A 21,095-nucleotide genomic window follows, 5' to 3' on the forward strand; every position below is an offset into this window, starting at 1 on the left:
TTCCATGCCCGCGACCGCAGAGCTGATCGGGGCCACGGTCGCCCTCATCTGCCTCGGAATCCTGACCGCGTGCAGCGTGCGCAGTATCACGCGGCGACGGGTGCCACCGGTGAGCGTGCCGGCACCGGCCGGGGACGAGTGACGCCGACGGGCGCGGAGACGAGTGGCGTCACCGCGCGTGGGGGATGATCGCCGACAGTGATCGTCGCAACTCTGGCACAAGGGTGCCCGCGCCGCAGCGCCCTTGTGTAGCTTTGGGCGTCGGTCTGAGACCCTGATGCTGAGCAGCAACTTTTGGACACCGGAAGGACGGTCGTGCACATCGTCATCATGGGCTGCGGAAGAGTGGGCTCCGCTCTTGCCCAGACCCTGGAGCAACAGGGCCACACGGTCGCAGTGATCGACCAGGACCCCACCGCCTTCCGCCGGCTCGGCCCGGGATTCGGCGGCCGCCGGGTCACCGGAGTCGGCTACGACCAGGACACCCTGCGCGAGGCGGGCGTCGAGGAGGCCGGCGCCTTCGCCGCCGTCTCCAGCGGTGACAACTCGAACATCATCTCCGCGCGCGTGGCCCGCGAGATGTTCGGCGTGGAGAACGTGGCGGCCCGCATCTACGACCCCCGCCGCGCCGAGGTCTACCAGCGCCTGGGCATCCCCACCGTGGCCACGGTCCGCTGGACCGCCGACCAGATGCTGCGCCGCCTGCTGCCCGCGGGCGCCGAGCCGCTGTGGCGCGACCCCAGCGGAGGCGTCCAGCTCGCCGAGGTGCACGCCTCCGCCAAGTGGGTCGGCCACAAGATCAGCAAGCTGCAGGAGGAGACGGGCGTCCGGGTGGCGTTCCTGACCCGACTCGGCGAGGCCGTCCTGCCCACCTCGCAGACGGTGTTGCAGGAGGGTGACCTGGTGCACGTGATGATGCGCACCGACGACGTCGAGAAGGTCGAGGCGGCGTTCGCCGGGGGCCCGGAAGAGGAGGGCGGTCACTGATGAGGGTCGCCATTGCCGGAGCCGGCGCCGTCGGCCGCTCGATCGCGGGCGAGCTGCTGGAGAACGGCCACGAGGTCCTGCTGATCGACAAGGCCCCGACCGCCATCTCGGTGGAGCGGGTGCCCCAGGCGGAGTGGCTGCTGGCCGACGCCTGCGAGATCACGTCCCTGGACGAGGCGGCGCTCCAGCGCTGCAACGTCGTCATCGCCGCGACCGGCGACGACAAGGTCAACCTGGTCGTCTCGCTGCTCGCCAAGACGGAGTACGGCGTCCCGCGCGTCGTCGCCCGCGTCAACAACCCGAAGAACGAGTGGCTGTTCAACGAGGCCTGGGGCGTGGACGTGGCCGTCTCCACCCCGCGTCTGATGTCCGCCCTGGTCGAGGAGGCGGTGAGCGTCGGCGACCTGGTCCGGCTGCTCCGCTTCAGCCACGGCGACGCCAACCTCGTCGAGCTGACCCTGCCCGAGGAGTCGGCGCTGGCCGGCACCCAGGTCGGCGACGTGGAGTGGCCCGAGGACACCTCCCTGGTCACGATCATCCGCGGCACGCGTGTCCTGACCCCGTCCAAGGAGGACTCCCTGGAGCCGGGCGACGAACTCCTCTTCGTGGCCGCCCAGGCCCGCGAGGAGCAGCTGGAGGACCTGCTGTCGGTGCGGCGCGAGGAAGGCTGAGCCGCAGCAGCCGCCAGGACAGCGAAAGGGCGCCCTCGATGCCAAGGGCGCCCTTCTCGTCGTACGACGGCTGTCCTACGCCCCCCGGCGGTGCCGTCCGCCCGTCGGCTCCCCGCCCTCGGCGGCCAGCGCGGCCTTGCGCTCCTCCTCCGCCTTCTCTTCGGCCTCCATCTCCGCGAAGACGTCGATCGGCGCGGGCGCCTTCGCCAGGAAGACCCAGGTGAGCCAGACCGCCAGCAGGAACGGCGGGATCTTCAGGGCGACCAGGATCCAGCCGAGCTTGGTGGTGTCGGACCACCAGTAGAGCGGGAAGAGGATGGCGCACTTGGCGAGCAGGATCAGACCCCAGGCCCAACTGGCCTTCGCGTAGGCCCTCTTGCGGCCGGGGTTGCGGGTGCGCCAGGAGAGGTTCTCCTTGAAGACCGGGCCGAGGATGAGGCCGATCAGGGGGACACCGGCGAGGGTCGTGATGATGTAGGCGAGCGCCAGGCCCAGCGTGTAGAGCATGCCGGGGAGGTAGAAGTCCTTGGCGTTGCCGGTGAACATCGCGAACACGACGCCGAACGCCACGCCGAAGACACCGCTGAAGGCGTGCTTGACGGTGTCCTTGCGCACCAGCCGGACCACGACCAGCACCAGGGACACGGCCAGCGCGGCGATCGCCGAGACGTGCAGGTTCTTGTCGACGGTGAAGATCGCGACGAAGAGGAGGCCGGGCAGGACCGTCTCGACCATGCCGCGGACACCGCCGAACGCCTCGAACAGCGCGGCCTCGGTCACCGCCCGGGCGTCGTCGGTCGGCGCCTCAGCGGCGTCTTGGGTCGGCTTGTCGAGGGACGTCACCGGCTACTCCCGTCCGAGGGGTCGCAGTTCGTATTTCGGGTTGAACAGCACCCGGCGGCCCCGGCTCATCGAGATCCGGCCCGATGCGATCAGCTTGCGCCCCGGTTCTATGCCCACGATGGAGCGCCTGCCGAGCCACACCACGTCCAGCGCGGCGGAGCCGTCGAACAGTTCGGCCTCCAGGGCCGGGACCCCGGCGCGCGGCCGCAGGGTGACCGTGCGCAAGGTACCAGTTACGGTGACGATCTGGCGGTCCTGACAGTCACCGATCCGGGTACACCCGGCCGTCTCGGCGTCCTCCCGCAGTTCCTCGGACTCCAGGTCCTCCTGCGAGGAGGAGAGCCGGTCGAGCATGCGCCGGAACCGGCCGGCCGACTTTTCGGAACGAGGAACAGCAGTCATATCTGAAGCGTACCGGGGTGCACCGACAGCGCCGTAGCCCAGCTCACTTCCCGGGAGCCCCCGCTCACTTCTCGAAGCGGTACCCCATGCCCGGCTCGGTGATGAAGTGCTTCGGATGCGACGGGTCCGCCTCCAGCTTCCGCCGCAGCTGGGCCATGTACACCCGCAGGTAGTTGGTCTCCGTCCCGTACGACGGCCCCCACACCTCCTGCAGCAGCTGCTTCTGGCTGACCAGGCGTCCGGTGTTGCGGACCAGCACCTCCAGCAGGTGCCACTCGGTCGGGGTGAGCCGGACGTCCTTGCCGGCCCGGTTGACCTTCTTCGCGGTCAGGTCGACGGCGAAGCCCTCGGTCTCCACGGTGGTCACGTCGTCGTCGCCGGCCCCGACCGGCTCGGCCCGGCGCACGGCGGCCCGCAGCCGGGCGAGCAGCTCGTCCATGCCGAAGGGCTTGGTGACGTAGTCGTCGGCGCCCGCGTCCAGCGCCTCGACCTTCTCGTCGGAGGAGTGGCGGGCGGACAGCACCAGGATGGGCACGCGGGTCCAGCCGCGCAGGCCCTTGATCACCTCGACGCCGTCCATGTCCGGCAGGCCCAGGTCGAGGACGACCACGTCGGGATGGCGGGAGGCGGCGAGCTCGAGGGCGGTCCTGCCGTCGGGAGCGGCGTCGACCTCGTACTTGCGTGCCTTGAGGTTGATCACGAGGGCGCGCACGATCTGCGGCTCGTCGTCGACCACGAGCACCCTCGTGGGGGTCTGGGGGGTGCCCCCGGTCGGGCTCAGCATTGGGCCTGCCTTTCTGGTTCTGCGATGTCCCGCCCCGTGGTGAAGGCCTCGGGACGCGGTCCTGCCGCCCGGAGGCTGAGCACCATGGTGAGCCCGCCGCCCGGCGTGTCCTCGGCGTTCAGGGTCCCTCCCATGGCCTCGGCGAAGCCACGGGCGACCGCGAGGCCGAGGCCGACCCCGGCGCCGCGCGGGGCGTCGCCGTAGCGCTGGAAGGGCTCGAAGATGCGGTCCTTGGCCTCGTCGGGGACGCCGGGCCCGCGGTCGACCACCCGCACCTCGACCCGGTCCCCCATCGCGCTGGCGGACACCAGGACGCGGCATCCGGGCGGGCTGTACTTGACGGCGTTCTCCACCAGGTTGGCCACGGACCGCTCCAGCAGTCCGGGGTCGACGCCGACCATGGGCAGCGTCTCGGGGACGTCCAGGTCGACGCTGTCCTCGGGGACGCCCCCGAGCGCCATGGGCACGACCTCGTCCACGTCGATCTCGCGGATGAGCGGGGTGACGGTGCCGGTCTGGAGACGGGACATGTCGAGCAGGTTGCCCACGAGGTGGTCGAGCCGGTCGGCGCCGTCCTCGATGCCCTTCAGCAGCTCCGCCTGGTCCTCCTCGGACCAGGCCACGTCGTCGGAGCGCAGCGAGGAGACGGCGGCCTTGATGCCGGCCAGCGGGGTGCGCAGGTCGTGGCTGACGGCGGCCAGCAGGGCGGTGCGGATGCGGTTGCCCTCGGCGAGCGCCCGGGCCTGGTCGGCCTCGTGCCGCAGCCGCTGGCGGTCCAGGACGACGGCGGCCTGCGCGGCGAACGCGGCCAGCACCCGGCGGTCCTCGGCGGGCAGCACCCGGCCGGTCAGCGCGAGGGCCATGTGGTCGCCTATCGGCATGTCGACGTCAGCGTCCTCGGGCCGCTCCAGCTCCGGACCGAGTCCGGCGCGGCCCGCGCAGGTCCAGGGGTCGACGTCGCTCGCCCGCTCCAGCAGGGCGGCCGACTCCATGGCGAAGGTCTCCCGGACCCGTTCCAGCAGCTCCTCCAGGCTTGTCTCGCCCCGCAGGACATTGCCCGCGAGGAAGGACAGGATCTCGGCCTCGGCGCGCAGCCGGGCCGCCTGGTGGGTGCGCCGGGCGGCGAGGTCCACCACCGACGCCACGGACACGGCGACCCCGAAGAAGATCGCGATGGCCACGATGTTCTTCGGGTCGGCGATCGTCAGCCGGTGCAGGGGCGGGGTGTAGAAGTAGTTCAGCAGCAGCGAGCCGAAGGCGGCCGAGGCCAGGGCGGGCAGCAGGCCGCCGAGCAGGGCCGCCGCGACCGTGACGGCCAGGAACAGCAGCATGTCGTTGGCGAGGCCGAGGTCGACCGTGTTCAGCAGCAGGGCGAACACGGCCGGGCCGACCAGGCCGACCAGCCAGCCCGAGACGATGCGGGTCCTGCCGAGCCGGGCGCCCCGGGCGACGGGCAGTCCGCGACCCTTGGCGACCTCCTCGTGGGTGACGATGTGGACGTCGAGGTCGGGGCCGGACTCGCGGGCCACCGTGGCGCCGACGCCGGGCCCGAAGACGTACTGCCAGGCCTTGCGGCGCGAGGAGCCCAGCACGATCTGGGTGGCGTTGACGCCCCGGGCGAAGTCCAGCAGGGCGGCGGGTATGTCGTCGCCGACGACGTGGTGGAAGGTGCCGCCCAGGTCCTCCACCAGGGTGCGCTGGACGGCCAGCTCCTTCGGGGAGGCGGCGGTCAGGCCGTCGCTACGGGCGATGTAGACCGCGAGCACCTCGCCGCCGGCCCCCTTCTCCGCCAGACGCGCGGCACGCCGTATCAGCGTCCTGCCCTCCGGGCCGCCGGTCAGGCCGACCACGATCCGCTCGCGCGAGCCCCAGATCTTCGAGACCTGGTGCTCGCTGCGGTACGCGTTCAGGTACTCGTCGACCCGGTCGGCCACCCACAGCAGGGCCAGCTCACGCAGAGCTGTCAGGTTGCCGGGACGGAAGTAGTTGGAGAGCGCCGCGTCGACCTTGTCCGGCTTGTAGATGTTGCCGTGCGCCATGCGACGGCGCAGGGCCTCCGGGGACATGTCGACCAGCTCGATCTGGTCGGCCCGCCGTACGACCTCGTCGGGGACGGTCTCCCGCTGCCGCACCCCGGTGATCGACTCCACGACGTCGCCGAGGGACTCCAGATGCTGGATGTTGACCGTGGAGACCACGTCGATGCCGGCCGCGAGGAGTTCCTCGACGTCCTGCCAGCGCTTGGCGTTGCGCGAGCCGGGGATGTTGGTGTGCGCCAGCTCGTCGACCAGGGCGACGGCGGGGGCGCGGCGCAGCACCGCGTCGACGTCCATCTCGGTGAACGTGCTGTCCCGGTACCCGAGCTCCCGGCGCGGGACCTGTTCCAGGCCGTGCAGCATCACCTCGGTGCGCGGCCGGTCGTAGTGCTCGACGTACGCGACGACGCAGTCGGTGCCCCGCTCGATGCGGCGGTGCGCCTCGGAGAGCATCGCGTAGGTCTTGCCCACGCCCGGTGCCGCGCCGAGGTAGATCCGAAGCTTGCCGCGTCCCATGGCTCCATTGTCTTCCGGTGGCTGCTGCGTACGCAGCGTCGACCTTACGACCAACGATGTGGACAAACGGGACGATGAGCCGTTCAACAGGGGTCTTTGACACAACTCTGACGGGCGCGCACACCGTCGACTTCGGTGCCCGCATGCGAGAGAGCCGCACCCCATGGGGGTACGGCCCTCAGCCGTCCGGTGTCAGCAGACCCGATCTCAGCGGACTTCGGTCTCAGCGGACTTCGGTGATCTCCGGTCCGCGCTGCAGCTGGCCCATGCCGCCGGAGAAGCGCGAGCCCTCCTCCTGCTGGACGCCCTCGGGGACCATCTGGGCGTCGTTCGGCAGCTTGAGGACGATCGGGTCGCGGGGCGCCATCGGGCCCTCGCCGCGCACCACGACCGTGTCCCGGAAGATCTGCTCCAGCACGCCGGCCGCCTGCGGCTGCACCGCGCCCTGCCCGGAGATCACACCGCGCAGGAACCAGCGCGGGCCGTCCACGCCGACGAACCGTACGACCTGGAAGCCGCCGGTGCCGTCCGGCAGCTGCACCGGCACCTGGGCACGCAGCTCCCAGCCCAGCGGCCCCTCGACCTCGTCGACGATGCCACCCTGCTGGGTGATGCCGCCCGCGATCTCCTCGCGGACCTCGCCCCAGATGCCCTCGCGCTTGGGCGCGGCGAAGGCCTGGAGCTGGATGGCGCTGTCGCGCAGCACGACGGTCGCCGCGACGATCGCGTCACCGGCGACCTCCACCCGCAGCTCCATGCCGTCGACGCCCGGCACGAAAAGACCGCCGAGGTCCACCCGGCCCTCGGCCGGGTCGCGCACCTCGGAGTCGTCCCACGGCCCCTCGGGCCGGGGTCCCGGCTCCAGCCGGACGCGCTCGCGCTCGGCCTCGACCTCGTCCGCCTCGGTGTCGACGCTGTCGACGACCTGCTCGGCCTCGCCGGCCGCGTCCTCGGCGGCACCCTTCTTCTTGCGACGTCCGAACACGTCACTGTCCTTCCCGGTCGGATACGACCGAAGCGTATCGATTCCCACCCGTCGGACCGCCCATGGCGGCCTGACCGCTTGTGCCGCTTCCGCCGCCCACCGCGGCGTGACCACCGGTGGACCCGAAGCCCCCCGCGGCCCGCGCCGAATCGGGAAGCTCCGCGACCTCCTGGAAGCGGACCCTCTCGACCTGCTGGACGACCAGTTGGGCAATCCGGTCGAAGCGCTCGAACCGCACGGACTCGCGCGGGTCGAGGTTCACCACGATCACCTTGATCTCCCCACGGTACCCGGCATCAACCGTCCCCGGGGCATTCACGAGGGCGACACCGCAGCGGGCGGCGAGACCGGATCGCGGGTGCACGAAGGCCGCGTACCCCTCCGGGAGGGCGATCGACACACCCGTGGGCAGCACGGCCCGCTCACCGGGCGCCAGCTCGCAGGCCTCGGTGGTGCGCAGATCGGCTCCGGCGTCCCCGGGGTGCTCGTACGCCGGAAGCGGTACGTCCGGGTCCAGGCGGCGGATCTGCACGTTCAGGGGATCGCGGCGCGCCGGGCCGGTGAGGTGCTGCTCGGGGTTCACGGGTTCACCTCGAAGGCGCGGGCACGCCGGGTCTGGTCCGGGTCGCTCATGGCGGCCTGGATCTCCTCCGTGCGGCCGTGGTCGATGAAGTGGTCGACCTTCACCTCGACGAAGAGGGCGTCGGCGCGGACGGCGACGGGGCCGTCGGGGCCGCCGATGCGTCCGGTGGCGGTCGAGTAGATCTTCCGCCCGGCGACGGCGGTGACCTCGGCCTCCAGGTGCAGCGTGGTGCCTACCGGGACCGGGCGCACGAAGTCTGTCTCCAGCCGGCCGGTGACGGCGATCGTCCGCAGCAGCCAGTTCAACGAGCCGAGGGTCTCGTCGAGGGCGGTGGCCAGCACACCTCCGTGCGCGAGGCCCGGGGCGCCCTGGTGGGCGGGCTGGACGGTGAACTCGGCGGTCAGCGAGACACCCTCGCCGGCGCGCGCCTCCAGGAGCAGCCCGTGCGGCTGCCCGGGGCCACAACCGAAACAGTGTTCGTAGTGGGCGCCGAGAAGCTCCCCGGGCGCGGGAGCGTCGGGGTGCCGTACCGGTGGTACGGCGTCGGCGGGAGGCTGAAGAGCTGCGGAACTACCACTCACAGGCGCAGACCTTACCCGCGCGTCCGCCGTTCCCGGACACCGTGCCAAGCTTGGCTTCATGCAGCTCTCCGCCACCCCCTACGAAGAACGCCTCACCGCCCCCCGCTCGTGGTGGTTGATCAGCTTCCTCGTGGGCGTCTCGTTCGCCCTGATCCTGCTCCCCTTCGGCACCCTGCCGCTGCTCGGCGGCCTGGTCGGCGGTACGGCCGCGGCGGCGGTGGTGGCCAGCGCGTACGGCTCCCCGCGCATCCGTGTCGTGGGCGACTCCCTGATCGCGGGCGAGGCGAAGATCCCGGTGGCGGCGCTCGGCACGTCGCACGTGCTGGACCCGGAGGAGGCCCGCGCCTGGCGCACCTACAAGGCCGACACCCGCGCCTTCCTGCTGCTGCGCGCCTACATCCCGACCGCGCTGCGCGTCGAGGTCACGGACCCGGAGGACCCGACGCCGTACCTGTACCTGTCGACGCGGGAGCCGGAGCGCCTGGCGGCGGCGATCGAGGCGGCGCGGAAGTAGCGCCCGCCCCCGAGCGGCGTCTTCGCCGTCACTTCCCGAGCTCTTTGGGGATCTCCCCGAGCCGGAGCGGATCCGCCGGCTTCTCCAGCGGCGGCAGCTCCGTCAGCTCCTCCCACGGCACCTGGATCTTCCGCAGATCCTCACGCACCCGCGCGGCGAGCTTCTTGGTGTCGCGGCGGTTCATCGCCGCCCCCACCGCCGCGCCGATCATGAACGGCATGAGGCTGGGCAGGTCCCGCACCATCCGCTTCATGACCTGCTGACGCAGTTCGCGTTTCATCCGGCCCCCGAGGGCCGAGTCGATCGTCGACGGCTTCATCACGTCGATCCCGCGCTCCCCCGCCCAGGAGGACAGGTACGCGGTGCTGCGGGTCTTGAGGTTCCCCGGCGGCCGTACGCCGTACACCTCGTGCAGCTCGGCGATGAGCTTCAGCTCGATCGCGGCGACCGCGGTGATCTCCGCGGCCAGCTCGGTCGGCATGGCGGGCGGCACCGGCAGCATCGCCGCCGCTCCGATGCCCGCGCCGACCGTCGAGGTGCCGGTCGCGGCGCCCGCCACGAGCTTGTCGGCGAGCTGCTCGGGCCCGGCGTCCGGGAACTGCCTGCGCAGCGTCGCGAGGTCGCGTACGGGGATGCGCGGGGCGATGTCGATGATCCGGTCCGCGACGTAGGCCAGGCCCGCCCTGGCGTGGTCGACGCCCCTGCGGGCGCCTTCCGTGGCCAGATGCCGGGCCTTCTCCCGGATCGCCGCGGCCCGGCCCCTGGCAGCGTGCTCCTGCGCCGGCGCAGGCAGGTCGTGCCCGTCGGCCGACGGCTCGAGCGAGGCTCCCGGCTCGGATGAGCCCCGCTCGTCGTCACGCGCGCCGTGCGGGCCGTCGGACGGCCCTGGGTCCGCTCCCCCGAAGGGGAAGCGGTGCTTCCGCGGAGGGGTCGAGCCAGTCACGGCCGACCCGTCCTCAGTCGCAGTCGCGGCAGATCGGCTGGCCGTTCTTCTCCCGGGCCAGCTGGCTGCGGTGGTGCACCAGGAAGCAGCTCATGCAGGTGAACTCGTCCTGCTGCTTCGGCAGCACGCGGACGGCCAGCTCCTCGTTCGAGAGGTCGGCGCCCGGCAGCTCGAGGCCTTCGGCGGCCTCGAACTCGTCGACGTCCACCGCGGAGGTGGACTTGTCGTTCCGGCGAGCCTTCAGCTCTTCAAGGCTGTCCGAGTCGACGTCGTCGTCGGTCTTGCGTGGAGTGTCGTAATCGGTTGCCATGTCGCTCTCCCCCTCTGGGTGTCTGCGGTGTCTCCAGCGCACGTAACGCGTGAGAGGCCGGACTTGTGCCCGACCTGAGGCGGAGATTTTGCCTCACATCAAGGTCTGTTACTCAATCGACACCCAATCCGACCCCTCAAGAGTGATCGGCTTGGATGGCGGTGAGGACCGTACACGGTTCCAACGTCGCACCTCAAAGGCGCCTCACCGTGTACTTCCCGTGATCAAGAGCCCTGAAAACCCGGATTTTCCCGGCTTTCCACCGACTGTCATGATCACGGAGAGTACATGGCCGAAAATCCGCCCGTGTGATCGATCACACAAGAGAAACCTCACCAGGTGGTCGGAAAATTCCGCGCAAAGCGAACTTCCTCCGCGTGTGTCGGATCCTCGTCACAGCGGCAGGGTGACGCGCATCACCAGACCGCCGCCCTCACGGGGCTGCGCCGTGATGTGACCGCCGTGGGCACGCGCCACGGACCGCACGATGGACAGTCCGAGACCCACACCCTTGTCGCTGCCCGTGCGCTCCGTACGGAGGCGTCTGAACGGCTCGAAGATGTTGTCGATCTCGTACGCCGGCACGACCGGCCCGGTGTTCGACACGGTGAGCACGGCCTGACCGTGCTCGACCTCGGTGGTGACCTCCACCCAGCCTTCCTCGGGCACGTTGTAGCGCACCGCGTTCTGGACGAGGTTCAGCGCGATCCGCTCCAGCAGCACGCCGTTGCCCTGCACCACGGCGGGACTCCGCTCGCCGCGGATCTCGACGCCCTTGGCCTCCGCCTCGCCGTGCACCTGGTCGATGGCCTGGGTGGCGACCTCGGCCAGGTCGACGGGTTTGCGCTCGACGATCTGGTTGTCGCTGCGGGCGAGCAGCAGCAGGCCCTCCACCAGCTGCTCGCTGCGCTCGTTGGTGGCCAGCAGCGTCTTGCCGAGCTGCTGCAGCTCCACCGGCGCGTTCGGGTCCGACAGGTGCACCTCCAGGAGCGTGCGGTTGATCGCCAGGGGCGTGCGCAGCTCGTGGGAGGCGTTGCCGACGAAGCGCTGCTGGGCCGTGAAGGCGCGCTCCAGCCGCTCCAGCATGTCGTCGAAGGTGTCCGCCAGCTCCTTCAGCTCGTCGTCCGGACCGTCCAGCTCGATCCGGCGGGACAGATCGGATCCGGCCACCTGACGGGCGGTGCGGGTGATCCGGCCGAGCGGGGACAGGACGCGGCCTGCCATCGCGTAGCCGAACGCGAAGGCGATCACCGCGAGCCCCAGCAGGGCCAAGAGCGAGCGGCTGAGCAGGTCGTCCAGGGCCGTCTGACGCTGCTGGTCCACACAGTGGGCGATCGCGTCGTTGAAGTCCGACAGCGACAGGCGAGTGGTGTTGATCGCGGGGCAGCTGGAGCTGGAGACCTGCAGGTTGTCGAAGCTGACGATCTTGAACAGCGGCTGGTTGCCGGTGTTGATCGCCTGCGCGGCCAGCAGATAGATGATCGACAGCAGCAGGATGCCGGCGATCAGGAACATGCCTCCGTACAGCAGCGTGAGGCGTATCCGGATGGTGGGGCGCAGCCAGGGGAAGGGGGGCTGCGGCTTCCTGGGATCCCAGGTGGGCTTCGGGGGCGCCTGGGGCGGCGCGGGCGTCGCGGCCACGGCGATCAGATCCGGTAGCCGGAGCCGGGCACGGTGACGATGACCGGCGGCTCGCCGAGCTTGCGGCGCAGCGTCATGACCGTCACGCGCACCACGTTCGTGAACGGGTCGGTGTTCTCGTCCCAGGCCTTCTCCAGCAGCTGCTCGGCGGAGACGACCGCGCCCTCGCTGCGCATCAGGACCTCCAGGACCGCGAACTCCTTGGGCGCGAGCTGGACCTCCTTGCCCTCGCGGAAGACCTCGCGGCGGTTGGGGTCGAGCTTGATCCCGGCGCGCTCCAGGACCGGGGGCAGGGGCATGCTCGTACGCCGTCCGAGGGCGCGCACGCGCGCGATCAGCTCACTGAACGCGAACGGCTTGGGGAGGTAGTCGTCGGCGCCGATCTCCAGGCCCTCGACGCGGTCGCTGACGTCGCCGGAGGCGGTGAGCATGAGCACGCGCGTGGGCATGCCCAGCTCCACGACCTTGCGGCACACGTCGTCGCCGTGCACCAGCGGGAGGTCGCGGTCGAGGACGATCACGTCGTAGTCGTTGACGCCGATGCGCTCCAGGGCGGCCGCACCGTCGTACACGACGTCGACGGCCATGGCCTCCCGGCGCAGTCCGGTGGCCACCGCATCGGCGAGCAGCTGCTCGTCCTCGACGACGAGTACGCGCACGTCGCTTGTCCTTCCTCTGTCCGCCCGCGGGGCGCGCCGGAGCGCGCGCGGGCAGGGATGTCCGTGGGAGTGTGACTCCCATCCTGCCCTTTTCGGCCATAAGTCGGCTGTAAGACGGGGGCCGGGGCCGCAGAGACGGGGGCGGCGGGGCGGGAATACGAGATTTTCTCCTCCAGTTGAGGTTTCCGCGGAAGGGAGCGGGGGGAGGACGGCTGGTACACCCCGCGATCACGCTCTGCGTGTGCCGCAACACCATGTGGTACTTGGCGGTCCCGCTTCGGCAGAGCGGGCGTGGGTGTCCGGCACCGTCGCCGCCCAGCTGGGCGTCGCTGGGCACCCGCGAGAGCCGTGATCGCCCCTTCCCGACCGGCACACCCCCGTGCCACCGACCCACGACCCAGGACGAGGGGGCGCACATGGACGCATTCACCGCAGGACTTCTGCAGCGCATAAGGGCGACCGAGTCCGACCTGTCGCGGGCTCGTGACGAGGGCGACGACTTCCTCGTCGAAGTGGAGCAGGGAGAGCTCGACGACCTGCGACGCCTCGCCGCCGAACACGGTGTGGAGGTCGGCGCGTCACGCGTCTGATCGACCCGAAACGCACACGACGGAACCCCCGGCGAATCCAGCGCCGGGGGTTCCGTCGTTCCTCGCGTCCCGCACCGGTCCCGTCACCCGCGCGGGTGCGCCCGCCGCGCTCAGTCGTGCCACGCTCCGAAGTCCTCCAGCAGCCGCTGGAGGGGCTCGAAGACCCCCGGTGTACCCGCGACGGTCAGATCCCTTGAGGGCCGCTCTCCGGGCCGTCCACCGGTCAGGGCGCCCGCCTCGCGGGCGATCAGGTCACCCGCGGCGAAGTCCCACGCGTTGAGTCCCCGCTCGTAGTACCCGTCGAGCCGGCCGCAGGCCACGTCGCACAGGTCGACCGCCGCCGACCCGCCGCGCCGGATGTCCCGCAGCAGCGGGACGATCCGGGCGGCCACCTCGGCCTGGTGGGCGCGGACCTCGGCGACGTAGTTGAACCCGGTGGAGACGAGCGCCTGGTCCAGCGGGGGCGCGGGGCGGCAGGAGAGGGCGCGCTTGCCCTCCCACGCGCCGGAGACCCACGCCCCGCCGCCGCGCACCGCCTGGTACGTCTCACCGCGCATCGGGGCCGCGACGACCCCGACGACGGTCTCGCCGTCCTGCTCGGCGGCGATGGACACGGCCCAGGTCGGCAGCCCGTACAGGTAGTTGACCGTGCCGTCGAGCGGATCGATCACCCAGCGGATGCCGGTGGTGCCCTCGGTGGCGGCGCCCTCCTCGCCGAGGAAGCCGTCGCCGGGACGCCGGGCGGAGATCAGATCGGTGATCAGCTTCTCCGCCGCGATGTCCATCTCGGTGACGACGTCGATCGGGCTGGACTTCGTCCTCGCCACCGAGAGGTCGGCCGGGCGGCCGTCCCGCAGCAGCTCGCCGGCGCGGCGGGCGGCCTCCTGGGCGAGTTCCAGCAGTTCCGAGTGCAGGGCGTCGGTCACGGGTCTCCTCACGCGTAGGGGCTGTCGGCGCCCGCGGCGGCCGGGCGGGGGGTGCGGGACGGGCAGCAGCCGACCGGGCAGACGTCGTGGCTCGCGCCGAGCGCGCCGAGGGCGCACGGCGTGACCCGCTGCCCGCGCTCCACGCCGGCCCGCTCCAGGATCAGCTCGCGGACGGCGGCGGCGAACCGCGGGTCGGCGCCCACGGTGGCCGAGCGGCGCACCGGCAGGCCCAGTTCCTCAGCCTTGGCGGTCGCCTCGGTGTCGAGGTCGTAGAGGACCTCCATGTGGTCGGAGACGAAGCCGATGGGCGCCATGACGACGGCCGGGGCGCCGGCGGCGTGCCGCTCCTCGAGGTGGTCGCAGATGTCCGGCTCCAGCCAGGGGATGTGCGGGGCGCCGGAGCGGGACTGGTAGACGAGCCGCCAGGGGTGGTCGACGCCGGTGCGCTCGCGGACGGCGTCGGCGATCAGCTGGGCCACGTCCAGGTGCTGCTCGACGTACGCGCCGCCCTCGCCGTGGGCCTCGACGGGGCCGGAGGTGTCGGCGGCGGCGGTCGGGATGGAGTGGGTGGTGAAGGCGATGTGGGCGCCGTCGCGGACGTCCTCGGGGAGGTCGGCGAGGGAGCGCAGGACGCCGTCGACCATGGGCTCGACGAAGCCCGGGTGGTTGAAGTAGTGCCGCAGCTTGTCGATCCGCGGCAGTTCCAGGCCCTCGTCCTGGAGCGTGGCCAGCGCGTCGGCGAGGTTCTCGCGGTACTGGCGGCAGCCCGAGTAGGAGGCGTAGGCGCTGGTGGCGAGGACCAGGATGCGGCGGCGGCCGTCGGCGACCATCTCGCGCAGGGTGTCCGTCAGGTGCGGCGCCCAGTTGCGGTTGCCCCAGTAGACGGGCAGGTCCAGGCCGTGCTCGGCGAAGTCCTTGCGCAGGGCGTCGAGCAGGGCGCGGTTCTGGCCGTTGATCGGGCTGACCCCGCCGAACAGGAAGTAGTGCTGCCCGACCTCCTTGAGGCGTTCCGTGGGGATGCCGCGCCCGCGCGTGACGTTCTCGAGGAACGGGACCACGTCGTCGGGCCCTTCGGGGCCGCCGAAGGAGAGCAGGAGCAGGGCGTCGTAGGGGGTGGCATCGAGCGCGTCTGGCATGTCTTGATCCTGCCACCCGGCACTGACAGGCGGGCAACAGCGGGGTGAAGAGTCGACTTCCATCCGGTTTAGTCCGGTATATCCCGCCGCGTCGCCGGTCCGCCCCGCCCGACTCGATCACTTGTTCTGCTCGGCCATGAATTCCCGCGCGGTTAGGGTCGCCTAATCCGTAAGCTGTATCGACTGCATTCGCGCCTTACGAGCCGCCCCCGGAGACCACGTGCCCAGCCCCTACCGCGCCCTGTTCGCCGAACCCGGCACCAAGGCCTTCTCCGCCGCGGGTTTCCTCGGGCGGATGCCGCTGTCGATGATGGGCATCGGCGTGGTCACGATGGTCTCCCAGCTCACCGGGCGCTACGGCCTCGCCGGCGCGCTCTCGGCCACGATCGCGCTCTCCGCCGCCGCCATCGGGCCGCAGATCTCCCGGCTCGTCGACCGGCACGGGCAGCGCCGGGTGCTGCGCCCCGCGACGCTGGCGGCGCTCGTCGCGGCCGCCGGGCTGCTGCTCGCGGCGCATCTGCGGTGGCCGGACTGGACGTTGTTCGTGTGCGCCGCGGGCATCGGCTCGGTGCCGAGCCTGGGCGCGATGATCCGGTCCCGCTGGGCCGCCCTGTACGCGGGGACCCCGAAGCTGCACACCGCCTACTCGTTCGAGTCGGTCGTGGACGAGGTGTGCTTCATCTTCGGGCCGATCATCTCCATCGGCCTGTGCACGGCCTGGTTCCCGGAGGCGGGCCCCCTGCTGGCCGCCTGCTTCCTGGCCGTCGGCGTCCTCTGGCTGACCGCCCAGCGCGCCACCGAGCCCGCGCCGCACCCGCGCGCGCGACGCGACGGCGGCAGCGGCAGCGCGCTGCGCTCGGCCGGGCTCCAGGTGCTGGTGGCGACCTTCGTGGCCACGGGCGCGATCTTCGGCGCGGTCGACGTGGTCACCGTCGCGTTCGCCGACGAGCGGGGCCACAAGGCCGGCGCGAGCGTGGTGCTCGCCCTGTACGCCGCCGGATCCTGTGTGGCCGGCATGGTCTTCGGGCTGCTGCGCCCGGGCGGGGCGCCCGAACGCCGCTGGCTGCTGGGCGTGGTGGCGATGGCCATGAGTATGATCCCCCTCCTACTGGTCGGAAACCTGCCGCTTCTGGCCGTGGCGCTGTTCGTTTCGGGGCTGTCCGTCGCACCGACGATGATCACGACGATGTCCCTCATCGAAGAGCACGTACCTCGCGCGAACCTCACCGAGGGCATGACCTGGGTGAGCACCGGCCTCGCGGTCGGGGTCGCGCTCGGCTCCTCCGCGGCCGGCTGGGTGATCGACGCAGCCGGTGCGCACGCCGGGTACGGGGTTCCGGTCGCGTCCGGGGCCGTCGCGGTCGCGGTCGGTTTCCTCGGGTACCGCCGGCTCCGCAGGCCGGCCGCGGGTCGGGGAGGCACCGTTGAGCACCACAGCGAGCGGGAAGAACGGCACCTGGCGTAACTGGGGCGGCATTGTCTCCGCCCGGCCCGCCCGGCAGGTCACACCGGCCTCGGTGGAGGAACTGGCGGCCGCGGTGCGCAAGGCCGCCGAGGACGGCCTGAAGGTGAAGGCGGTCGGCACCGGCCACTCCTTCACGTCCATCGCCGCCACCGACGGTGTGTTGATCCGTCCTCAACTGTTGACCGGCATCCGCAACATCGACCGCGATGCCATGACGGTCACGGTCGAGGCGGGCACCCCGCTCAAGAGGCTCAACGTGGCCCTGGCGCGCGAGGGACTCTCGCTCACCAACATGGGCGACATCATGGAGCAGACCGTCTCCGGCGCCACCAGCACCGGCACCCACGGCACCGGCCGCGAGTCGGCCTCCATCGCCGCCCAGATCAAGGGCCTCGAACTGGTCACGGCGGACGGCTCGGTGCTCACCTGTTCCGAGAAGGAGAATCCGGACGTCTTCGCCGCCGCCCGGATAGGCCTCGGCGCGCTCGGCGTCGTCACCGCGATCACCTTCGCCGTCGAGCCGCTGTTCCTGCTCACCGCCCGCGAGGAGCCGATGCCCCTCGACCGGGTTCTCTCCGAGTTCGATCAACTGTGGGCCGAGAACGAGCACTTCGAGTTCTACTGGTTCCCGCACACGGGCAGCACCAACACCAAGCGCAACAACCGCAGCGCGGGCCCGGAGCAGCCGGTGGGGCAGCTGGCCGGCTGGTTCGAGGACGAGTTCCTCTCCAACGGCGTCTTCCAGGTGGCCCAGTGGGTCGGCCGCGCCGCACCCGCCACCGTCCCGGCGATCGCGCAGGTCTCCAGCAAGGCGCTGTCCGCGCGGACGTACACCGACATCCCTTACAAGGTCTTCACCTCGCCGCGCCGGGTGCGCTTCGTGGAGATGGAGTACGCCGTCCCGCGCGCGGCCCTCGTCGAGACGGTGCGCGAGCTGAAGGCCATGGTCGACCGCTCCGGTCTGCGCGTCAGCTTCCCGGTCGAGGTGCGCACCGCCCCGGCCGACGACATCACCCTGTCCACCGCCTCCGGCCGGGACAGCGCGTACATCGCCGTCCACATGTTCCGGGGCACGCCGTACCAGGCCTACTTCACCGCCGCCGAGCGCATCTTCACCGCGCACGAGGGCCGGCCCCACTGGGGCAAGGTGCACACCCGGGACGCGGAGTACTTCGCCGGGGTGTACCCGCGCTTCGGCGAGTTCACGGCGTTGCGGGACCGTCTTGACCCGGAACGGCTGTTCCAGAACGACTATGTGCGGAGGGTTCTGGGGGCGTAGGCGTAGGCGTGGGCGTGGCCGTGGGCGCGCCGGGCGTGGGAGTCGGGGTGGCCGGGGCGTCGCCGCCCGGCTCCCGGCTCGGGGAGTCGCTCGGGGTGGGCGTCGCCGGCCGCGTCGTACCGCTGTCACCGGAGGGAGCGTCGCCGCGGGGCGGGTCCGAGGGGGACCAGGAGGGCTCGGTGGGGCCGGAGTTTCCGCCGGAGTCCGGGCCGGACCTGGACGAGGACGGGCCCTTGCCGCCGACGGCGTCGCTGACCGTGGTGCCCGTGCCGCCGCTGAAGCTGTTGCCGGACACGAGTTCGTACGCCGTGATGCCGCCCATGGTGACCCCGAAGACGACGGCGGCCGCGAGGACCGGACGTCTCCAGCTCTTCACACGCGCGCGGTAGACGGTCCCCTCGGTGAACTCGCCCGGAGCGACGGTCACTTGATCGTTCCGCGTCCCTTCCTTCGGGCGGCCGGTGACGGAGACCTCACGGATCTGCTCCCCGGTCCGCTTGAAGAAGTGCTGGAAGACCGAGCCGCCGCAGGTGGCGACGACACTGACGACTCCGGCGCCGAGGATCGTGCCGTACACCCCGAAGTACGAGGCCAGTTTGGCCGCCACGACCGCCGCCAGCGCGCTGCCCGCGACCTGGGGGACGTTCAGGTCGAACCGCTTGCGGCCCTCATCGGGCGCTTCACCCATACCCGGAACTGCCTCGCTTTCCCGTACTTGATCGACTTCACGGCCTTGATCGACCTCTCGAACTTGATCGACATTGACCGATCAGCCGCACGAGAAAGGGACGTACGGACGAAACCAATAGTTCCGTTTCTGGGGATTGCGTGAAGTTCGCCACGTTCGTGATCGGTAAAACCGGCTTGCGTCCGGCCAAGTCGCATCCCTTGCCAGAAGTTGGGCGGCGCGCCAATCCACGTCCGTGGTCCAAATGGAGTACTGTTGCGAGCCCTGGGTCCGGTCTCCCACCAGGGTGTCCGCGGCCTTGAAGGACCGCCGGGAGGGGGCTAGTTGCACAGGGTGACGGATTTCGTCACTTAGCGTTGCGAATAGGTAACCGTGCCATAACGGCGATCCAGGGCCCGTGCCCGACACGCCGGGCAACTCGGCAAGGTTGTGGCAGGCTGCACCCGGGCAGGCCACACTCGACTAGCGGAAGCAGCGACGCACGTGACGTCGGCAGGCACCACCCGGGAGGTCCCCATGCCCGAACTGCGTGTCGTGGCCGTCTCGAATGACGGCACACGGCTGGTGCTCAAGGCTGCCGACGCAACGGAATACACGCTTCCGATCGACGAACGGCTGCGCGCCGCCGTGCGCGGCGACCGGCCCCGTCTCGGCCAGATCGAGATCGAGGTGGAGAGCCATCTCCGCCCCCGTGACATCCAGGCCCGTATACGCGCCGGTGCCACCGCGGAAGAGGTCGCCCAGCTCGCCGGCATCCCCGTCGACCGGGTCCGCCGTTTCGAGGGACCGGTGCTGGCCGAGCGCGCCTTCATGGCCGAGCGGGCCCGCAAGACCCCGGTCCGCCGCCCCGGCGAGAACTCCGGTCCGCTGCTCGGCGAGGCCGTCCAGGAACGGCTCTTGCTGCGCGGTGCCGAGAAGGACACCGTGCAGTGGGACTCCTGGCGACGGGACGACGGCACCTGGGAGGTCCTGCTCGTCTACCGGGTCGCGGGCGAACCGCACTCGGCGAGCTGGACGTACGACCCGCCCCGGCGGCTCGTCCAGGCCGTCGACGACGAGGCCCGCTCGCTGATCGGCGAGTCCGACGACCTCGCCGTACCGGAGCCGAGTTTCCCGTTCGTGCCGCGCATCGCCCGGCTGCCGCGCGACCGCTCGATGGACCGCGCCCTCGACCGGGGCGACCGCGAGCGGCCGAGCCTGCCCGCGCAGGCGTCGGAGCCGGCCGAGGAGAGCACGAGCGAACGCGACTCGCTGACCAGCCTCTTGGAGGCGGTGCCGAGCTTCCGCGGCGACCTGGTCGTCCCGGAACGGCCGTCGGAGACCCCGGAGGAGCCCCCCGAGGAGCCCGCGGCGGAGGAGCCCCCGGCGCCCGCGGCGTCGGCCGGTTCCGCCTACGCGGACGTCCTCATGCCCCGCTCCGTGGGCAGCCACCGCGACCGGCTCATCGGCGCCACCGACCGCCAGGCCGAGGCCGACGGCGTCCGCCCCGGCCGCAGGGCCGCCGTACCGAGCTGGGACGAGATCGTGTTCGGTACGCGGCGCAAGAAGCAGGAGTAAACGGGCCGTACAGCCGTTTGAAGTGGGGGCACGCGCGCGTGCCCCCACTTTTCTGCTGCCTACCGCGGGTCCGGCCTCACCCTTCGGCTGCCTACTGCGGGTCCGGCCCCACCACGACCGGACGGGACGGGTCGGAGGACCACTCCGACCAGGAACCGACATACAGGGCCGCCCGCATGCCCGCGACCGCGAGGGCCAGCGCCTCGTGCGCGGCCGAGACACCCGAGCCGCAGTACACGCCCACCGGCGCCTCCTCGGACACGCCGAGGGCCTTGAAGCGGTCCCTCAGGTCCGCCGCGGGCAGGAAACGGCCGTCCGGGCCCACGTTCTCCGTCGTCGGCGCCGACACCGCGCCCGGGATGTGCCCGCCGACCCGGTCGATCGGCTCCACCTCGCCGCGGTACCGCTCCCCCGCGCGCGCGTCCAGCAGCACGCCCGAGCGGGCCAGGGCGGCGGCCCCGTCCGCGTCGAGCAACCCAGCCGCGCCCGGGGCCGGTTCGAAGTCGCCCTCGGCAGGGGTCGGCACGTCCGTCGACAGCGGGCCCTCCCACGCCGGCAATCCGCCGTCGAGCACCCGCACGTCCGGGTGACCCGTCCAGCGCAGCAGCCACCACGCGCGCGCGGCGCCCCAGCCCAGTCCGCCGTCGTACACGACGACCGGCCGGCCGGCCGACACGCCCGCGCGGCGCATCGCGGCTCCGAACGCGGCGACGTCCGGCAGCGGATGCCGGCCGTGCGCGCCGGGAGGCGAGGCGAGTTCCTCGTCCAGGTCGACGTAGACCGCGCCGGGGATGTGCCCGGCCGCGTACTCGGCCCGGCCGTCGAAGGGCGGTGCGCCCGCGGCCTTCGCCAGGGTCAACTGCCAGCGGACGTCCAGCAGGACGGGCGGGCGCTCTCCGCTCAGTTCATGGGCCAGTTCGGACGCGGTGATGATGGCTCTCATGACGTCCATCCATACGCCAGGGGTGGCCCCGGCGTCCAGGTCCGGCTACTCTGCTC

Annotated in this window: 23 protein-coding genes; 8 read left to right on the top strand and 15 right to left on the bottom strand. The window is 71.5% G+C overall.

The window, feature by feature from the left end; all coding sequences use genetic code 11:
* Window positions 1-4 precede the first annotated feature (4 nt).
* The 3 genes from ABZ865_RS35875 (at window position 5) to ABZ865_RS35885 (ending at window position 1,658) form a co-directional block, all read left to right on the top strand.
* Window positions 5-142 carry a hypothetical protein gene (locus ABZ865_RS35875; protein ID WP_361239816.1) on the top strand — a complete coding sequence of 46 codons (138 nt, stop codon included), beginning with the start codon at window positions 5-7 and terminating at the stop codon, window positions 140-142.
* A 173-nt stretch (window positions 143-315) separates the two neighbouring features.
* Entirely contained in the window at window positions 316-987 is a 672-nt protein-coding gene (locus tag ABZ865_RS35880) for a TrkA family potassium uptake protein (protein WP_361239818.1), read from the top strand.
* Window positions 987-1,658 (top strand): TrkA family potassium uptake protein, encoded by a 672-nt coding sequence (locus ABZ865_RS35885; protein ID WP_100828701.1) that lies wholly within the window; start codon window positions 987-989, stop codon window positions 1,656-1,658. The genes ABZ865_RS35880 and ABZ865_RS35885 overlap by 1 nt, the downstream gene beginning before the upstream one ends.
* Before the next feature lie 75 nt (window positions 1,659-1,733).
* Here the strand turns inward: ABZ865_RS35885 and ABZ865_RS35890 are convergent, their stop codons facing one another.
* From ABZ865_RS35890 to ABZ865_RS35920, 7 genes are all read right to left on the bottom strand, one after another.
* A complete protein-coding gene (locus ABZ865_RS35890; RefSeq protein ID WP_361239820.1) occupies window positions 1,734-2,501 on the bottom strand; it encodes a DUF3159 domain-containing protein in 768 nt (255 codons plus the stop codon).
* A gap of 3 nt (window positions 2,502-2,504) precedes the next feature.
* A complete protein-coding gene (locus ABZ865_RS35895; RefSeq protein WP_100828699.1) occupies window positions 2,505-2,903 on the bottom strand; it encodes an OB-fold nucleic acid binding domain-containing protein in 399 nt (132 codons plus the stop codon).
* Window positions 2,904-2,967: 64 nt separating this feature from the next.
* Entirely contained in the window at window positions 2,968-3,687 is a 720-nt protein-coding gene (locus ABZ865_RS35900; protein WP_361239821.1) for a response regulator, read from the bottom strand.
* Window positions 3,681-6,239, bottom strand: a complete 2,559-nt coding sequence (locus ABZ865_RS35905) for a sensor histidine kinase KdpD (RefSeq protein WP_361239823.1) — start codon at window positions 6,237-6,239, stop codon at window positions 3,681-3,683. The genes ABZ865_RS35900 and ABZ865_RS35905 overlap by 7 nt, the downstream gene beginning before the upstream one ends.
* 223 nt (window positions 6,240-6,462) lie before the next feature.
* Window positions 6,463-7,224 carry a DUF3710 domain-containing protein gene (locus ABZ865_RS35910; RefSeq protein ID WP_361239825.1) on the bottom strand — a complete coding sequence of 254 codons (762 nt, stop codon included), beginning with the start codon at window positions 7,222-7,224 and terminating at the stop codon, window positions 6,463-6,465.
* Window position 7,225: 1 nt separating this feature from the next.
* Entirely contained in the window at window positions 7,226-7,807 is a 582-nt protein-coding gene (dut, locus tag ABZ865_RS35915) for a dUTP diphosphatase (protein ID WP_361239827.1), read from the bottom strand.
* Window positions 7,804-8,388 (bottom strand): PaaI family thioesterase, encoded by a 585-nt coding sequence (locus ABZ865_RS35920; protein WP_361239829.1) that lies wholly within the window; start codon window positions 8,386-8,388, stop codon window positions 7,804-7,806. The genes dut and ABZ865_RS35920 overlap by 4 nt, the downstream gene beginning before the upstream one ends.
* Window positions 8,389-8,446: 58 nt before the next feature.
* Between ABZ865_RS35920 and ABZ865_RS35925 the strand changes: the two genes are divergently transcribed.
* Window positions 8,447-8,902, top strand: a complete 456-nt coding sequence (locus ABZ865_RS35925; protein WP_361239831.1) for a DUF3093 domain-containing protein — start codon at window positions 8,447-8,449, stop codon at window positions 8,900-8,902.
* 28 nt (window positions 8,903-8,930) lie between these two features.
* Here ABZ865_RS35925 and ABZ865_RS35930 read toward each other — a convergent pair whose 3' ends face one another.
* From ABZ865_RS35930 to ABZ865_RS35945, 4 genes are all read right to left on the bottom strand, one after another.
* Window positions 8,931-9,845 (bottom strand): hypothetical protein, encoded by a 915-nt coding sequence (locus ABZ865_RS35930; RefSeq protein WP_361239833.1) that lies wholly within the window; start codon window positions 9,843-9,845, stop codon window positions 8,931-8,933.
* 13 nt (window positions 9,846-9,858) lie between these two features.
* Window positions 9,859-10,155 carry a DUF4193 domain-containing protein gene (locus ABZ865_RS35935; RefSeq protein WP_005481602.1) on the bottom strand — a complete coding sequence of 99 codons (297 nt, stop codon included), beginning with the start codon at window positions 10,153-10,155 and terminating at the stop codon, window positions 9,859-9,861.
* Between the two features lie 393 nt (window positions 10,156-10,548).
* Entirely contained in the window at window positions 10,549-11,796 is a 1,248-nt protein-coding gene (locus tag ABZ865_RS35940; RefSeq protein ID WP_361239835.1) for a HAMP domain-containing sensor histidine kinase, read from the bottom strand.
* A gap of 5 nt (window positions 11,797-11,801) precedes the next feature.
* Complete coding sequence (locus ABZ865_RS35945; RefSeq protein ID WP_100828692.1) at window positions 11,802-12,455, bottom strand: response regulator transcription factor; 654 nt, start codon at window positions 12,453-12,455, stop codon at window positions 11,802-11,804.
* Between the two features lie 416 nt (window positions 12,456-12,871).
* Between ABZ865_RS35945 and ABZ865_RS35950 the strand changes: the two genes are divergently transcribed.
* Window positions 12,872-13,045, top strand: coding sequence for a hypothetical protein (locus ABZ865_RS35950; protein WP_199843157.1), 174 nt, complete (start codon window positions 12,872-12,874; stop codon window positions 13,043-13,045).
* Between the two features lie 110 nt (window positions 13,046-13,155).
* Here ABZ865_RS35950 and ABZ865_RS35955 read toward each other — a convergent pair whose 3' ends face one another.
* On the bottom strand, window positions 13,156-13,971 hold the full coding sequence (locus ABZ865_RS35955) for an inositol monophosphatase family protein (protein ID WP_361239838.1): 816 nt from the start codon (window positions 13,969-13,971) through the stop codon (window positions 13,156-13,158).
* A gap of 8 nt (window positions 13,972-13,979) precedes the next feature.
* Window positions 13,980-15,107, bottom strand: a complete 1,128-nt coding sequence (locus tag ABZ865_RS35960) for a ferrochelatase (RefSeq protein WP_361239840.1) — start codon at window positions 15,105-15,107, stop codon at window positions 13,980-13,982.
* A gap of 220 nt (window positions 15,108-15,327) precedes the next feature.
* On the opposite strand from ABZ865_RS35960, the gene ABZ865_RS35965 reads away from it, so the two are divergent.
* Window positions 15,328-16,572, top strand: coding sequence for an MFS transporter (locus ABZ865_RS35965; protein WP_361239842.1), 1,245 nt, complete (start codon window positions 15,328-15,330; stop codon window positions 16,570-16,572).
* Window positions 16,532-17,851 (top strand): D-arabinono-1,4-lactone oxidase, encoded by a 1,320-nt coding sequence (locus ABZ865_RS35970; protein WP_361239844.1) that lies wholly within the window; start codon window positions 16,532-16,534, stop codon window positions 17,849-17,851. Before ABZ865_RS35965 ends, ABZ865_RS35970 begins: the two co-directional genes overlap by 41 nt.
* On the opposite strand, the gene ABZ865_RS35975 is transcribed toward ABZ865_RS35970, so the two are convergent.
* On the bottom strand, window positions 17,775-18,539 hold the full coding sequence (locus tag ABZ865_RS35975) for a hypothetical protein (protein ID WP_361239846.1): 765 nt from the start codon (window positions 18,537-18,539) through the stop codon (window positions 17,775-17,777). The genes ABZ865_RS35970 and ABZ865_RS35975 overlap by 77 nt on opposite strands.
* Window positions 18,540-19,055: 516 nt before the next feature.
* Between ABZ865_RS35975 and sepH the strand changes: the two genes are divergently transcribed.
* Window positions 19,056-20,096 carry a septation protein SepH gene (gene sepH, locus ABZ865_RS35980; RefSeq protein WP_361239848.1) on the top strand — a complete coding sequence of 347 codons (1,041 nt, stop codon included), beginning with the start codon at window positions 19,056-19,058 and terminating at the stop codon, window positions 20,094-20,096.
* A 91-nt stretch (window positions 20,097-20,187) separates the two neighbouring features.
* On the opposite strand, the gene ABZ865_RS35985 is transcribed toward sepH, so the two are convergent.
* On the bottom strand, window positions 20,188-21,039 hold the full coding sequence (locus tag ABZ865_RS35985; RefSeq protein WP_361239850.1) for a sulfurtransferase: 852 nt from the start codon (window positions 21,037-21,039) through the stop codon (window positions 20,188-20,190).
* Window positions 21,040-21,095 lie beyond the last annotated feature (56 nt).

This window comes from Streptomyces sp. NPDC047085 (genome assembly GCF_040643735.1).
Lineage (GTDB): Bacteria > Actinomycetota > Actinomycetes > Streptomycetales > Streptomycetaceae > Streptomyces.